General features: G+C 72.9%; 14 protein-coding genes and 1 pseudogene. 7 read left to right on the forward strand and 8 right to left on the reverse strand.

Features of this window, described 5'->3' with window-relative positions; genetic code table 11:
• Positions 1-96: 96 nt before the first annotated feature.
• Complete coding sequence (locus NE235_RS08715; RefSeq protein ID WP_252800511.1) at positions 97-1,005, reverse strand: LysR substrate-binding domain-containing protein; 909 nt, start codon at positions 1,003-1,005, stop codon at positions 97-99.
• Positions 1,006-1,075: 70 nt separating this feature from the next.
• Between NE235_RS08715 and NE235_RS08720 the strand changes: the two genes are divergently transcribed.
• On the forward strand, positions 1,076-2,248 hold the full coding sequence (locus NE235_RS08720; RefSeq protein WP_252800513.1) for a YeiH family protein: 1,173 nt from the start codon (positions 1,076-1,078) through the stop codon (positions 2,246-2,248).
• Positions 2,249-2,320: 72 nt separating this feature from the next.
• Here NE235_RS08720 and NE235_RS08725 read toward each other — a convergent pair whose 3' ends face one another.
• From NE235_RS08725 to NE235_RS08745, 6 genes and pseudogenes are all read right to left on the reverse strand, one after another.
• A complete protein-coding gene (locus NE235_RS08725) occupies positions 2,321-4,036 on the reverse strand; it encodes an IlvD/Edd family dehydratase (protein ID WP_252800515.1) in 1,716 nt (571 codons plus the stop codon).
• Positions 4,037-4,136: 100 nt separating this feature from the next.
• A complete protein-coding gene (locus NE235_RS08730; RefSeq protein ID WP_252800517.1) occupies positions 4,137-4,592 on the reverse strand; it encodes a VOC family protein in 456 nt (151 codons plus the stop codon).
• Positions 4,593-4,800: 208 nt separating this feature from the next.
• Positions 4,801-5,067 (reverse strand): annotated as a pseudogene (locus NE235_RS38635) (Uma2 family endonuclease); the annotation flags it as partial.
• Between the two features lie 134 nt (positions 5,068-5,201).
• Positions 5,202-6,020, reverse strand: coding sequence for a DUF3710 domain-containing protein (locus NE235_RS08735; protein WP_252800519.1), 819 nt, complete (start codon positions 6,018-6,020; stop codon positions 5,202-5,204).
• Between the two features lie 3 nt (positions 6,021-6,023).
• A complete protein-coding gene (gene dut, locus NE235_RS08740) occupies positions 6,024-6,521 on the reverse strand; it encodes a dUTP diphosphatase (RefSeq protein ID WP_252800527.1) in 498 nt (165 codons plus the stop codon).
• Between the two features lie 256 nt (positions 6,522-6,777).
• Positions 6,778-8,034 (reverse strand): AI-2E family transporter, encoded by a 1,257-nt coding sequence (locus NE235_RS08745; RefSeq protein ID WP_252800528.1) that lies wholly within the window; start codon positions 8,032-8,034, stop codon positions 6,778-6,780.
• A gap of 495 nt (positions 8,035-8,529) precedes the next feature.
• Here NE235_RS08745 and NE235_RS08750 point away from each other — a divergent pair, with 495 nt between their 5' ends.
• Genes NE235_RS08750 through NE235_RS08775 form a run of 6 tightly spaced genes read left to right on the forward strand, consistent with a single transcriptional unit; the run spans position 8,530 to position 11,346 of the window.
• Positions 8,530-8,946 (forward strand): hypothetical protein, encoded by a 417-nt coding sequence (locus tag NE235_RS08750; protein ID WP_252800531.1) that lies wholly within the window; start codon positions 8,530-8,532, stop codon positions 8,944-8,946.
• Positions 8,946-9,491 (forward strand): MauE/DoxX family redox-associated membrane protein, encoded by a 546-nt coding sequence (locus NE235_RS08755; protein WP_252800534.1) that lies wholly within the window; start codon positions 8,946-8,948, stop codon positions 9,489-9,491. Before NE235_RS08750 ends, NE235_RS08755 begins: the two co-directional genes overlap by 1 nt.
• Positions 9,488-10,036 (forward strand): thioredoxin domain-containing protein, encoded by a 549-nt coding sequence (locus tag NE235_RS08760; protein WP_252800535.1) that lies wholly within the window; start codon positions 9,488-9,490, stop codon positions 10,034-10,036. Before NE235_RS08755 ends, NE235_RS08760 begins: the two co-directional genes overlap by 4 nt.
• Before the next feature lie 22 nt (positions 10,037-10,058).
• Complete coding sequence (locus tag NE235_RS08765) at positions 10,059-10,610, forward strand: hypothetical protein (RefSeq protein WP_252800536.1); 552 nt, start codon at positions 10,059-10,061, stop codon at positions 10,608-10,610.
• The gene (locus tag NE235_RS08770) at positions 10,594-10,773 is read left to right on the forward strand and encodes a hypothetical protein (RefSeq protein ID WP_252800538.1); all 180 of its coding nucleotides are present in this window, start codon (positions 10,594-10,596) and stop codon (positions 10,771-10,773) included. The genes NE235_RS08765 and NE235_RS08770 overlap by 17 nt, the downstream gene beginning before the upstream one ends.
• 18 nt (positions 10,774-10,791) lie before the next feature.
• Entirely contained in the window at positions 10,792-11,346 is a 555-nt protein-coding gene (locus tag NE235_RS08775; protein WP_252800540.1) for a hypothetical protein, read from the forward strand.
• A gap of 10 nt (positions 11,347-11,356) precedes the next feature.
• Here the strand turns inward: NE235_RS08775 and valS are convergent, their stop codons facing one another.
• Positions 11,357-13,885: a valine--tRNA ligase gene (gene valS, locus NE235_RS08780; RefSeq protein WP_252800542.1), complete on the reverse strand. Its 2,529-nt coding sequence runs from the start codon at positions 13,883-13,885 to the stop codon at positions 11,357-11,359.
• Positions 13,886-13,920 lie beyond the last annotated feature (35 nt).

The raw sequence follows: 13,920 nt of genomic DNA on the forward strand, positions 1-13,920 counted from the left end.
ACGCCCGAAATAGGCGGCTATCGCCGCTATTGACGAATCCTTAGCGCCGACCGTCGGCGCCTTAACACCCTCCTAACGGCCGCCCGCCGGCGCGGGTCAGGAGCGGGCGACGCGGAGGAGGTGCAGCGCGGGCTCGGGGAGTTCTCGGCCGCGCGGCCACACCGCCCTCAGCACCCGCTCCAGGCGCAGCTCGCTCGGCACCTCGACGAGCCGTCCCGCGGCGATCTCGTCGGCGACGACGAGCGCGCTGAGCACGGCCGGCGCCGAGCCCGCGACGGCGGCGGCGCGCAGTGGGGCGGTCGCGCCCAGCTCCAGCGCCGGCTCGGCCGGGCCCCCGTACGGCGCGAGCGCGGCCTCGAACGTCTCCCGCGTGCCCGATCCGGCCTCGCGCAGGAGCAGCGGTGTGGCCGCCAGCTCGACCGGGCGCAGCGGCCGCCGCCGGCGCGTCCAGGGATGGCCCGGCGCGACGACGACCACCAGGCGGTCCCGGCCCACGGCGCGGCTGTGCAGGTCGCGCGGCGCCCCGCGGCCCTCGATGAACCCCAGGTCCGCCTCGTCCGCCCGCACCCGCTCGATCACGTGGGTGCTGTTGGTGACGTTCAGCTCGACGTGGACGCCGGGCGCGGCCTCGCGCAGGGCCACGAGCCAGCCTGGGACGAGGTGCTCGGCGACGGTCAGGCTCGCCGACACCCGGAGCCGGTCCTCCTGCCGCGAACGCAGCGCCGCGACGCCCTCCACCAGCGCGTTCGCCTGGACGAGGACGGCTCGCGCCCAGTCGGTGACCACCGAGCCGGCCGCCGTGAGCCGGGAACCGCTGGTCGAGCGGTCGAGCAGCCGCACGCCGAGCCGGCGTTCCAGCGTGCGCATCCGCGCGCTGGCCGAGGGCTGGCTGATGCCCAGACGGCCGGCGGCCTGACCCAGGCTGCCCGTCTCGGCGACGGCCACCAGGAGCTCCAGAGCCTCGAGATCGGGGAGCCGGGAGCTCACAGGAAGCCGGGAGGTCATAGGCGAACTCTATGACCTGCCAGGGAAACGCCTGCTACTGCGGGCCCCGCGCGGGCCCGATGCTGGGATCATGTCGATCTGGACAACGCCGTCCCGGCACGCACGAGCCCACCCCGGAACACCGACCACCGAACACCCGCCCACGCCGACCTCCGGCCCACGCGCCGTACGGGACGCGGACGGCGCGCGGCCGCCGGCCCCCGCGTCCGCCGCGCCGGACGCCGCCGGCGCGGCGCCCGTACCGGGCGTGGCCCGGCGCCGCTGGGGACTCGCGCCGGGCGTCGCCGCCTGCGCCCTGGCCGTCCCGGTGTCGTACGCCGCGCACCGCGCGGCCGGCGCGGTGCCCATGCTCACCGCCGCGCTGGTCCTCGGCGTGCTCGCCGCGAACCTCCGGCTGCTGCCCGCCGCGACCCGGCCGGGCCTGCGCTTCTCCGGCACCAGGTTCATGCGGGCGGGCGTGGTGCTGCTGGGACTGCAGGTCTCCTTCGGCGACATCCTCGCCCTCGGCGCGCGGACGATCCTCATGACGCTGACGGTCCTGGCCGTGACCTTCACCGGCACGCGGTGGCTGGGCCGCAGATTCGGCCTGTCCGACCGGCTTTCCCTGCTGGTCGCCGCGGGCTTCTCCATCTGCGGGGCGTCCGCGGTCGCGGCGGTCGACGGCGCGCTCGGGCCGCGGCCGGGCGACGCGGAGGCCGAACGCGAGACCGCGACCGCGATCGGCCTCGTCACGCTCTGCGGCAGCCTGGCCATCGCCGTGCTGCCGCCCGTCGGCCGGCTGCTCGGGCTGTCGCCGTACGACGTGGGGCGCTGGATCGGGGCGAGCGTGCACGACGTGGGCCAGGTCGTCGCGACGGCCACCCTCGCCGGTACGGCGGCGCTCGTACCGGCGATCGCGGTGAAGCTCGTACGGGTCGTCATGCTCGCGCCGATCACGGCCGGTGTCGCGCTGCGGACCCGCCGGGGCGCGGGACGGCACCGTCCCACGCTGCTGCCGCTGTTCGTCCTCGGCTTCCTGGCGACGATGGCGCTGCGCTCGGCGGTGGCCGTCCCCTCAGGCGCGCTGGCCGCTGCGAGCACGGTACGGGACGTGCTGTTCGCTGCGGCCCTGTTCGGCCTGGGCGCCGCCGTCCGCCTGCCGGAGCTGGCGCGGACCGGCCACCGCGCCCTCCTCCTCGGGCTGACCTCCTGGGTGCTGATCGCCGGCGTCGCGTACGCGGGCGTCCTGCTCACCGCCCGCTGAGCGGCCCCGCCGACCCGGCCTCCCGGCCGGGTCCCGGCCCGCCGTGGCCGGGAGATCGGATCGGGCGGCGGGTCAGTGCGACTCGCGGGCCACCGCGTCGCCCGAGGAGCCGACGAGGAAGTCCAGGTCGGCGCCGGTGTCCGCGCCCATGACCGTCTCGACGTACAGCCGCTCCCAGCCGCGCCGGGGGCGGGCCACGCTCTCCAGCAGGGCCGGTGAGGGCTCCCGGGCGTCGAGTTCCTCCTGCGGGATGTCCACGTCGATCCGGCGGTTCTCCACGTCCAGGATGATCGGGTCGCCGGTCCGGACCCGGTCCAGCGGGCCGCCCGCCGCGGCCTCGGGCGAGACGTGCAGGACCACGGTGCCGTACGCGGTGCCGCTCATGCGGCCGTCGCAGACCCGGACCATGTCGCGAACGCCCCTCTTGAGGAGCTTCTCGGGCAGCGGCATGTTCGAGACCTCCGGCATGCCCGGGTAGCCCTTCGGACCGCAGCCGCGCAGGACGAGCACGGAGTCCTCGTCGACGTCGAGGTCCGGGTCGTCCAGGCGGGCGTGGAGGTCCTCGATCGAGTCGAACACCACGGCGCGGCCCCGGTGGCGCATCAGGTGCGGGGAGGCCGCGGCGGGCTTGATGATCGCGCCGTCGGGCGCGAGGTTGCCGCGCAGCACGGCGATCCCGGCGGCGGGCAGCAACGGCGCCTCACGGGTGCGGATGACCTCCGGGTCCCAGATCTCCGCGTCCCCGAGATGATCCACGAGGGGCCGCCCGGTGACGGTGAGCGCCGACGGGTCGAGCAGGTCCTGGACCTGGCGGAGCACGGCGTGCAGGCCGCCCGCGCGGTGGAGGTCCTCCATCAGGTGGCGCCCAGCGGGCTGCAGGTCCACGAGCAGCGGGACGTCCGCGCCGATCCGGTCGAAGTCGTCGAGGGTGAGAGGGACGCCGAGGCGGCCGGCGATGGCGAGGAGGTGGACGACCGCGTTGGTCGAGCCGCCGATCGCGGCGAGCGCCACGATCGCGTTCCGGAACGATCCAACCGACAGCACGTCGCTGGGCCTGCGTCCCTCTTGCACCATCTCGACGGCCAGCCGGCCGGTCTCGTGCGCCCGGGCGAGCAGGCGGCTGTCCGGCGCGGGCAGCCCCGCCGTGCCGGGCAGCGTCGTGCCGAGCGCCTCGGCGAGCAGGCCCATCGTGGAGGCCGTGCCCATCGTGTTGCAGTGGCCCCGGCTGCGGATCATGCACGACTCCGACTCGAGGAAGTCGCGCTCGGACAGCTCGCCGGCGCGCACCTCCTCGCTGAGGCGCCACACGTCGGTGCCGCAGCCGAGCGGCACCCCGCGGAACGTGCCGGACAGCATCGGCCCGCCCGGCACCACGACGGCGGGCAGGTCGACCGAGGCCGCCGCCATCAGCAGGGACGGGATCGTCTTGTCACAGCCGCCGAGCAGGACGACACCGTCGACCGGATTGCCGCGCAGCATCTCCTCGGTCGCCATCGCGGCCATGTTCCGCCACAGCATCGCGGTCGGGCGCAACTGCGTCTCGCCGAGGGACACGACGGGCAGGTTCAACGGCACGCCCCCGGCCTCCCACACCCCCTGCTTGACACTCTCCGCCACCTCGTCGAGGTGACTGTTGCAGGGCGTCAGGTCGGACGCGGTGTTCGCGATGGCGATCTGCGGACGCCCGTCGAAGGCATGACCGGGCAGGCCCCGGCGCATCCATGCCCGGTGGATGTACGCGTTGCGGTCCTGGCCCGAGTACCACTGAGAGCTGCGCAGACCCGACATGTTCCATCCCTTCGAACGGTGACCCATGGCATGGAAGCACATGGGGCCGCTCGGCGTCACGCGTGGTACGCATCGTCCCCGGGCCGGCGGGACCGGACGGTCAAGAGCCCTCGCCCCACAGGCGGCGTACGGTCTCGAAGACCTTCTGGCCGTGGGAGATCTCGACGACGTTGCCGTCCGGGTCCTTCAGGGCGCAGATGTAGCCGACCGGGCCGGGCATGTCGCGCGGCTCCCAGTGCAGGCATCCGAGCTCCCGGGCACGGTCGGCGAGCGCGTCGACGTCCTCCCGCCGCGGCACCTCGACGCCCAGGTGCGCGAACGGGGCCAGCAGCCCCAGCCGCCCGCCCCTGTCCTCGGCGAACGACACGAGGACCAGCACGAACGGCGTCTCGACCTGCCTGTCGTTGGACAGCCACGCGCTCTCACCGGCGGCGTCCTGGAACCGCTCGACGACCACCAGGGGCGTCAGCGTCGTGTAGAACTCGATCGCCCGGTCGAGGTCTCCGGTCGGCAGCGCGACGTGCGTCCAGCGGGCCTGCGTCAGAGCCGTCCCCATGGAGTCCTCCCGAGCGCCGTCGCGGACCTGGCCGTCCTCCCAGGCTACGAACCCGGCCGTCCCCGGTCCACGGAGAAGCGGCCCCTCAGCGGACCCTCAGCGGCGCAGCCCGACGAGCTCGGCCGGGTCGAAGCTCAGCTCGAACGGCTCGGCCAGCTTCAGCGTCTCCCCCGCGTGCGCGTCGGCCATCTCGACGTAACCGGTCCCGCGAAGCTTGTAGACCCGGGATGAACAGGTCCGGACCGATCCGTATGTTCGTTTCGGGCGTGACTTCGTAGTCGGGAGGGACCGCCGGATAGAGCAGCCGAATCAGCCGCTGTCCGGCGTTCTGGTGCGAGGGGGGAGGCACGGGGGATTCCACCAGTCTTCCTTCGAAGAGCTCCTGGCGCATGCCGTTCTCCGGCAGGGCCAGCACCTCCTCGATCGTCCAGCTCGTGCGGTGATGATCGGGCGGCATGGCAAACGCCTCCGTCATCGGTGGATCACCTCCGTACACGTCGCCAGTCTCGCACGCCGGATAATCACTGTGCGCATCCACATGGCCACAGTTTCCGAACAAGCGAAATCCCGTCCCCGGCCAGGTGCCGGGGGCGGGATTCGGGGTTCGGGTCAGCGGACCTCGGTGATCTCCGGACCGCGCTCAAAAGGGTTGAACGGGGACCCGCCGTCCTCGCCGTCCTCCTGTCCCGGCTCGCCCATCGCCTGCTGGGCGCCGGCCGGGAGGGACAGCGCCAGGAGCTCGCGCGGCGGCATCGGGTCGTCGCCACGGACGACCACGACGTTCGCGAAGATCTCCTCGACGGCCCGTGCCTGCTCCGGGTCCTGCAGGGCGGCGCCCTGCACGACGCCGCGCAGGAACCAGCGCGGGCCGTCGACGCCGAGGAAGCGGACCGGCTGCCAGCCGAAGCCCTGCTCCGCGACCTCCGGCGGGACCTGGTCCTTGAGCTCCTCCGGGATGGCGACGGGGACCATGGCGTGCAGCTCGGTGCCGAACGGCCCCTCGGCCTCCTGGGTCTCCCCCTGCGCCTGCTTGATCTCCTCGGCGATCTCCTCGCGGAGCTCGTCCCACAGCCCGCTCTTCTTCGGCGCGGCGAAGGCCTGGAGCTGCAGGCCGCTCTCCCCGGTCACGACGGTGACTGCGACGAAGTTACCGCCGACGAGGTTGCCCTGGGCGTCCTGCTCGGCGTCCTCGATGTTCAGCTGATGCTCGATCCCCTCGGCGATGGGCACCTGGATCGCGCCGAAGTCGACGCGCTCCATCTCGGGGATCGAGTCGGCTCCGGCGTCCCAGGGGCCGCCGTGGGACACAGCCGCGCTCTCCTGCTCTCCGGGCTCATCGGCTCCGGATTCCTCGGCCGCGACGGTCTCCTCGTCGGTCGGCTCGAGGTTCTTCTCGGGCTCCTCGTCCCGACGACGGCGTCGAAACACGACTCACGCTCCTTCGTTGTGATGTACGGCCGCGTCCGCGGCGCGGCTCCCCACGGCTCCTGCGTACCCGCCCGTGGATCCGAAACCACCGTCTCCGCGCGCCGATCCCGGCAGGACCTGGACCTCATGGAAGACGGCCCGCTCGACGCGCTGGATGACCAGTTGCGCGATGCGGTCGCCGCGCGTGAGCCGCACGGTGTGCTCGGTGTCGGTGTTCAGCAGGGTGACCTTGATCTCTCCCCGGTAGCCCGCGTCGATGGTGCCGGGCGCGTTCACGATCGTCACTCCCAATTTAGCCGCCAGTCCGGAACGCGGGTGCACGAAGGCGGCGTAGCCGTCGGGGAGGGCGATCGCGATCCCGGTCGGCACGAGTGCGCGGGCCCCGGGCGGCAGTTCGACGTCCACGGTGGTGACCAGGTCGGCTCCCGCGTCGCCCGGGTGGGCGTACGACGGCGCGGGCAGGCCGGGATCCAGCCGCTGGATGAGAACGTCCACAGTCAAGGCTCCACCTCGTCACGATCTGATGGCGGCGCTCGCCTCGGCGCGCGTCACAGGCCGTGACACTACCGCCTGCGCGCCCCTGCGCCGGTGAGCGCGGCACGGCCGGTCACGGCTCCGCCGAGCGGAGTCCGGCGCCGGTGCGTGGCGGATCCGCGCCGCCGTGCTCACACGGAACCGCGTCACGGCGCTCACACGGAATCGCGTCACGGCACTCGGGCGGAGCCGGGCGGCGGCGTCGAGCTGGATCTCGCCGCGTTCAGGAGGCGTCCGTGGACCGGTCGTCCGCCTCCCGGTCCGCGGGCGGATCGGCGGGCCCGTCCTCGGCGGCGGCCCGGCCGCCCGCCGGCGGGTCACCGGCCGGGGCGCCGTCCGGGGCGTGCTCGGCATCCGGGGCGTTCGGGGCTTCCTTGGCGCCCTTCCGCCGCCCGGTGAGGAGACCGGCGCGGGCGTTCCGGTCGGCCGGCGCCGCCTGATCCTCGCCGCGCAGCGCGGGCCAGGCCCGGTAGAGGACCGCCGCCGTGGGGACCGCGACGGCGGCGCCGGGGATGCCGCCGACGACGGCGCCGACGGAGATGGCGATGATGATCGCCAGTGGGTGGAAGCGCACCCAGCGGCCGACGACGAGCGGCTGCAGGACGTGGCCCTCGAGCTGCTGTTCGAGGATCAGGATGCCGAGGAAGACCAGCGCGGCGACGAAGCCCTTGAAGCTGAAGACGACGAGGACCGCGAGCGCCCCGGCGACCAGGATGCCGACGATCGGGATGAAGCTCCCGAAGAACACGATCACGGCGAGCGGCGCCACGAGCGGCACCCCCATGATCATGAGCGTCACGGCGATGACGATCGCGTGGATGAGCGCGACGATCACCGTGCCGTGGACGTACTGCGACAGGGTCTCCCAGGCGGCGCGGCCGGCCCGGTCGATGCGGTCGTGGTGCCGTCCCGACCCGCTGATGAGCCAGCGCCAGATCCCCGGCCCGTCCTTCAGCAGGAAGAACGTCACGAAGAACATGAAGACCATCGCCGCGAGCAGCTCGCCGGCGACGGTGGCGCCGGTGAAGGCCGTGCTGACCAGTTTCCCGCGCTGCTGCTGGATCTGGTTGAGCAGCTGGTCCACGGCCGACTGCAACTGGGAGTTCTTCAGGTGCAGCGGCCCGGTGACCAGCCAGTGCTGGACGTCGGTCGCCGTCCGCTGTATCCGGTTGACCAGGTGCGGGAACTGGTCATTGGCCTGGATTCCGACGAAGGTGCCCACGCCGCCGAGCACGCCGAGGGCCAGGAGCATCGTCAGCCAGGTCGCGGCGAGCGGTGGCATCCGCCGCGCCAGCCGGGCGGTGACGGGGTACAGCAGGGCGCACAGCAGCAGTGCGATCGCGCACGGCAGCACGACGATGCGCAGTTTGTCGACGATGCGGACGATCGCGTAGATCACGATCCCGATGACGATCAGCCGCCAGCAGAACGCGGCCACGGTCGCCAGCGTCCGCGGCACTCCCGGATCCCGATCGCTCACTGTCCTCCTCCGGACGACGCCCTACCCGCACCACCGTCACCGACTCGCCACCGAACCGACGTCTTCATGACCCGGCGGGTGTGCCCCGAAGAGTGATTGGCCACATTCGGGCATCGCCGCGCCGGTATCTGGCCAACGGCCGCAAATGCTCTTACCTTGTGCTAACCACGACTTTGGGCGAGACGAGTCGGTCGAACGGGGAAGGGCTGCGTCATGGCGCACCGGGTGGTTCATCGGGCATTGGACGGCTACCGATTCCAGATTTCCGGCGATCATGATCTGACCCTCCCTTTCACCTCCGTGACGCGGTACGCCGTGGACGGCCGAATCCATGAGCTGACCTCCGGCGACCGCCAAGCGGCGTCCGCGTGGGCCGAGGACCTCGGCATCCGCCACTTCGACGACGAATTCTCCGTTCAAGGCGGCCGACTTCGGACCGCTCGGGTAACCCATTATGACCAACGTGTCGGTCTGGAGGACCATCTTCTCGCCGTGATGTGGCAGGGGCGGAATTATTCGCTGTTCATCCCGATGTACAGCGCTCAGGCCGCCGACGCCGTCCGTCTTTTCCAGCTTCTGCGGGTCACCGAGCACCAGGACGGCATCACGGTCGCCTCCCGCGATCCCAAGCGCGCGGGCATCGCCGAGCCGGCCGAGGTGGCCAAGGAGATCCCGCAGATCGGCCTGCTGGAGATCACCGCGCTGAACCGGACGACCGCTCGGAGGCTGCCGGCGTGGTCGGGCGCGCGGGTGCCGAGCGGTGAGTTGTTCCGTGACACGCTCGACGACGACTCGACGTACTTCCTGCTCGCCACGTCGTCCGCGATGGTCACCGTGCTGCCGCACGAGTCCCGCCAGGCCACGGCGGTGGCGAACCGGATCGGCGGGCTGCGCGTCGAGACCGTCGCCTGATGGCGGCGATGCTGACCGGCGTGTCGGCCGGGACGGTCGCGCTGATCCTGCTGGCGGGCTTCGCTGGGCATCTGCTGCATCCGCGGGTCCTGCCCGCGGCGCTGACGGCGCATCGCACGGTGCCCGCGCCGTTGATCTGGCCGGTGGCCGTCGCGGTCGGTGCCCTGGAAGGCCTGCTCGGGGCGGTCACCGGCTACGCGCTGCTGGCCGATCGGCCGCACGCGCTGGCGCTGGGGGCGACCGGCAGCGCCCTGCTGTTCGCGGCCTACGCGCTGTACGGGCTGTACGTCCTGCGCACCCGGCCGAGCGTCGGAACCGTACCCTGCGGCTGCTCGGCCGACGATACCCCGATGAGCGGCTGGGTGGCCGGGCGGGCCGCGGCGCTCGCGCTGGCGTCGGTGACGGCATCGGCCGGGGCGGGTTCGGCCACCGCCTCCCGCGGTGTGCACGTCGTGATCGTGGGCCTGTCGTCCGTGGCCTTCGCGGTGCTGCTGTGGTCGCTGCCGCCGGCCATGACCGACCCCGAGAGGAGCGTCGCTCGATGAGCTTCGAGACCACGGCCCTGCTGGTGACCTGGGTGGCCATCGTCCTGCTCGCCCTCGTGGTGGCCGGGCTGGTCCGGCAGGTGCACCACCTGACCAGGGCGCCGCGCACGCCCGACGTCGGCCTGACCACGGGCATGCCCGCGCCGGGCCTCGACCGGCTCGCCCCCGAGCCGGGCCGTCCGACGCTCCTGCTGTTCCTCGGCGCGGAGTGCCCCGCCTGCCACGACGTGTTCGAGGAGGCGCTGGGCCAGACCGAGGGCCCGCCGACGCGCGCGCTGTTCTTCGACGACGCCCTCGACGTCACCCCGCCGGACAACATGCTGGTCCTGGCGGATCAGGGCGATCTGTTCCAGACCTACCAGGTGCCCGCCACGCCGTACGCCGTGCTCGTCGGCGCGGACGGGCGCATCCGGATGGCCGAGCCGGTCGGCTCGGTCCGCGCGCTGCACGCGCTCATCGTGCAGGCCGGCGGCCGGGTCGTCGACTCCCGGGAGCCCGGCGAGCCGACGTCGACGATCACCGACGCGGACACGGCGACCGTGTGAGAAGAGACGGGGAGGATGCCCGATGCTCGAACTCGATGACATTCCCATGCTGACCGGCCCACGGCCCGAGGGGGCCCGGCGGGCCGCCCGGCGGGTCCCGCACGCGACGGCCGAGGGGGTGGCGCGCCGGTCGATGCTGGGCGGGGCGCTGGCCGCCGGTACCACCGTCGGCCTGTCCGCGCTCGGCGTGTTCGCCCCGGCGCGCAAGGCGCTCGCGGCGGGTTACAGCCTGACGCCGGGCTACTACGACATCTACGGCAAGTGCCCGGCGTACGCCGCGCCCTTCGACTGCTCTCCCGGGTGCGGGCCGAGCACCGTCCTGTCGAGCGCGTGCCGGACGAGCGGCAAGTACAAGGGGTACCACCGCTCCGGCGTCTCCGACCCGGGCCGCTTCAAGCTCCGGCCCAACCAGTGCTACGCGGGCAAGTACGACGGCTGGCTCTGGGCGTACGCCCACAAGTGCGGTAAGTGCACCAAGTCGGTGACCTGGCGCTGCCACGACGGCTGGAAGAAGAGCGCGGCGGGGCACTGGTACAAGACCGTCTGCCGGTGGGCCCTTGCCTGCGCCACGTGAGACCCTGCCGGCCGGCCGCCTGCGCCGGGGGCTGACCGAGCCGCTGCTGCCGTTCGCCGTGCTGGCCCTGCTGGCCGTCGCGGCGGCGGCCGCGCAGCAGACGGTGCTGTGCTGGGCGTCGGTGGGAGCACTGGCCGGGTACTCCCTGTCCGGATCCGTTTGAACGCGTAACAGCGATTTCGTGCTGTTCTCGCCAGGTTGGCGGGCTCACGTACGGCAGGGCGAGGTCCTGGCCGTCTTCTCCCTCGGGCTGTTCCTCGGGGGCACGCTCAGCGCCACCGTGCTGTGGCTGCTGTCAGGGTTCGCGGCGCCGCTGCCCCGGGCCGCACGGATCGGGGCGCTCCTGGCCATCGCGGTGGCGGGTGTCGTCCGCGAGGCGGGCTGGATCCGCGTGCCACTCCCCCAGAACGCCCGGCAGATCCCCCGCGAGGTGCTGCAGTACCGGGTCCGGCGCGGTGCCCTGCAGTTCGGCTTCGAGCTGGGCACCGGCGTGCGGACGTACGTCTCGGCGAGCGCGCCGTACGTCGTCGCGCTCGGGCTCGTGCTGGCGCACCAGGGGCCGCTCGCGACGATCCTGACCGGCACCGGGTTCGGCGCCGGCCGGGCGCTCACCGCGTCCGCGCGGTACGCCAGCCGGAACGACGAGTGGGACGACCGCCGCGTCACCCGGATGCCGATCCTGACCAACGCGATCGGCGTGGCCGTCCTGCTCGCCCTGGGCCTGCTCTACCTCTGAGCCGCCGGGGTCAGGCCTGGGCCGCGAGGGTCACGTCGACGGTGAAGCCCTCCCCGGGTGCCGGGTCGAGCGTCAGGTCGGCGATCCGGCCGGCGGCCCGCAGGTCGGCCACGGCGAGACGGGAGACGTTCGCGCCGCTCACCACGGCCCGCTCGACGTCGGCGCGCATGGAGACCTTCGCCGTCGACTTGGCCTTACGGACCTGCCGGAGCACGTCCGCGGTGGCGGCTAGGACGGCCGCGTCACCGCCCGCCGGGGCCTCGAGGACCGGCCAGGCCGCCTGGTGCACGGAGCCGTCCCGCCACCACGACCAGACCTCTTCGGTGACGTACGGCAGGACGGGCGCGAACAAGCGCAGGACCACCGACAGCGCCTCGCGCAGCGCGGCCCGGGCCGAGAGTGCCCCCTGGCCGGGCTCGCCCTCCGGCGCGCCGTAGGCGCGGGCCTTGACCAGCTCCAGGTAGTCGTCGCACAGATCCCAGAAGAACCGCTCGGTGCGCTCCAGCGCGCGGGTGTAGTCGTACGCCTCGAAGGCGGCCGTGGCCTCGCGGACGGTCTCGGCCAGGGCGGCCAGCATCGCCAGGTCCAGCGGCTCGGTCACCGTCGCGTCCGCCGGGACCTCGCCGAGGCCGAGCACGAACTTCGACGCGTTGAGGATCTTGATGGCCAGCCGGCGGCCGATCTTGATCTGGCCCGTGTCGAACGCCGTGTCCGTGCCGAGCCGCCCGCTGGCGGCCCAGTAGCGCACCGCGTCGGCGCCGTGCTGGACGAGGAGGTCCATCGGGGTGACGACGTTGCCCTTGGACTTGGACATCTTCTTGCGGTCCGGGTCGAGGATCCAGCCGGACAGCGCGGTGCCGGTCCAGGGCAGCGAGTCGTGCTCCAGGTGCGCCCGCACGACGGTGGAGAACAGCCAGGTGCGGATGATGTCGTGCGCCTGGGGCCGCAGGTCGTACGGGAAGACCCGGCCGAAGAGGTCCGGGTCCCGCTCCCAGCCGCCGGCGATCTGCGGCGTCAGCGACGAGGTCGCCCAGGTGTCCATGACGTCCGGGTCGGCCATGAAACCGTGCGGCTTGCCGCGCTGGTCCTCGGTGAAGCCCGGCGGGACGTCGGAGGAGGGGTCGACGGGCAGGGCGTCCTCCGGCGGCGTGATCGGCCGGTCGTACACGGGCTCGCCGTCGGCGTCGAGGGGGTACCAGACCGGGATCGGCACGCCGAAGAACCGCTGCCGGGAGATCAGCCAGTCGCCGGCCAACCCCTCGACCCAGTTGTCGTACCGCCCCTTCATGTACGCCGGGTGCCAGGCCAGCTCGGCGCCCCGCGCCAGCAGCCGGTCGCGCAGCTCCGGGTCGCGACCGCCGTTGCGGATGTACCACTGGCGGGTGGTGACGATCTCGAGCGGCTTGGTGCCCTTCTCGTAGAACTTGACCGGCCGGGTGATCGGCCGCGGCTCGCCGTCGAGGTCGCCGGAGGCGCGCAGCAGCTCGACGACGCGCTCACGGGCCGCCTGGGCGGTGAGCCCGGCCAGCTCGGTGTACGGCTCCGCGGCGACGCCGGCGGGCGGCTCGGGCAGGATCCGGCCGTTCCAGTCGAGGATCGCGCGCGTCGGCAGGTCCAGCTCCCGCCACCAGATCACGTCGGTCAGGTCGCCGAACGTGCAGATCATCGCGATGCCGGAGCCCTTGTCCGGCTCGGCGAGGCGGTGCGCGACGATCGGCACCTCGACGCCGAACACCGGCGTGCGCGCCGTGGTGCCGAACAGTTCGCGGTAGCGCTCGTCGTCCGGGTGGGCCACCAGCGCCACGCAGGCGGGCAGCAGCTCCGGCCGGGTGGTCTCGATATAGATCGGGCGTCCCCCGGACCCGTGGAAGCGGATCCGGTGGAACGCGCCGGGCTGCTCGCGGTCCTCCAGCTCGGCCTGGGCGACCGCGGTGCGGAACGTCACGTCCCACAGCGTCGGCGCCTCGGAGACGTACGCCTCGCCGCGGGCCAGGTTGCGCAGGAACGCCCGCTGGGCGGCGGCGCGGGCGGGCGCGCCGATCGTCGTGTAGAGCAGGGACCAGTCCACCGACAGCCCCACGCGCCGCCAGACGTCTTCGAAGGCCTTCTCGTCGATCCGGGTCAGCCGGTCGCACAGCTCGACGAAGTTGCGCCGGGACACCGGGATCTGCCGGCCCGCCTTCTCCGGAGGTTCGAACTCCGGATCGTAGGGCAGGGACGGGTCACAGCGGACGCCGAAGTAGTTCTGCACCCGGCGCTCGGTGGGCAGGCCGTTGTCGTCCCAGCCGATCGGGTAGAAGACCTCGCGGCCGCGCATCCGCTGGAAACGGGCGATCGTGTCGGTGTGGGTGTAGGAGAAGACGTGACCGACGTGCAGGGAGCCGCTGACCGTGGGCGGCGGCGTGTCGATCGAGTAGATCTCCGAGCGCGCCTTCGACCGGTCGAAGCGGTAGGTGCCGCGCTCGTCCCAGAGTACGGCCCACTTCTCCTCGAGACCGTCGAGGGTGGGCTTCTCCGGCGGGCGCGGCTTGTCTGTCATGGCGCCAATGGTATTGGCGCCGACGGCGGAGTCGG

It is taken from the genome of Actinoallomurus spadix (assembly GCF_024055725.1).
GTDB lineage: Bacteria > Actinomycetota > Actinomycetes > Streptosporangiales > Streptosporangiaceae > Actinoallomurus > Actinoallomurus spadix.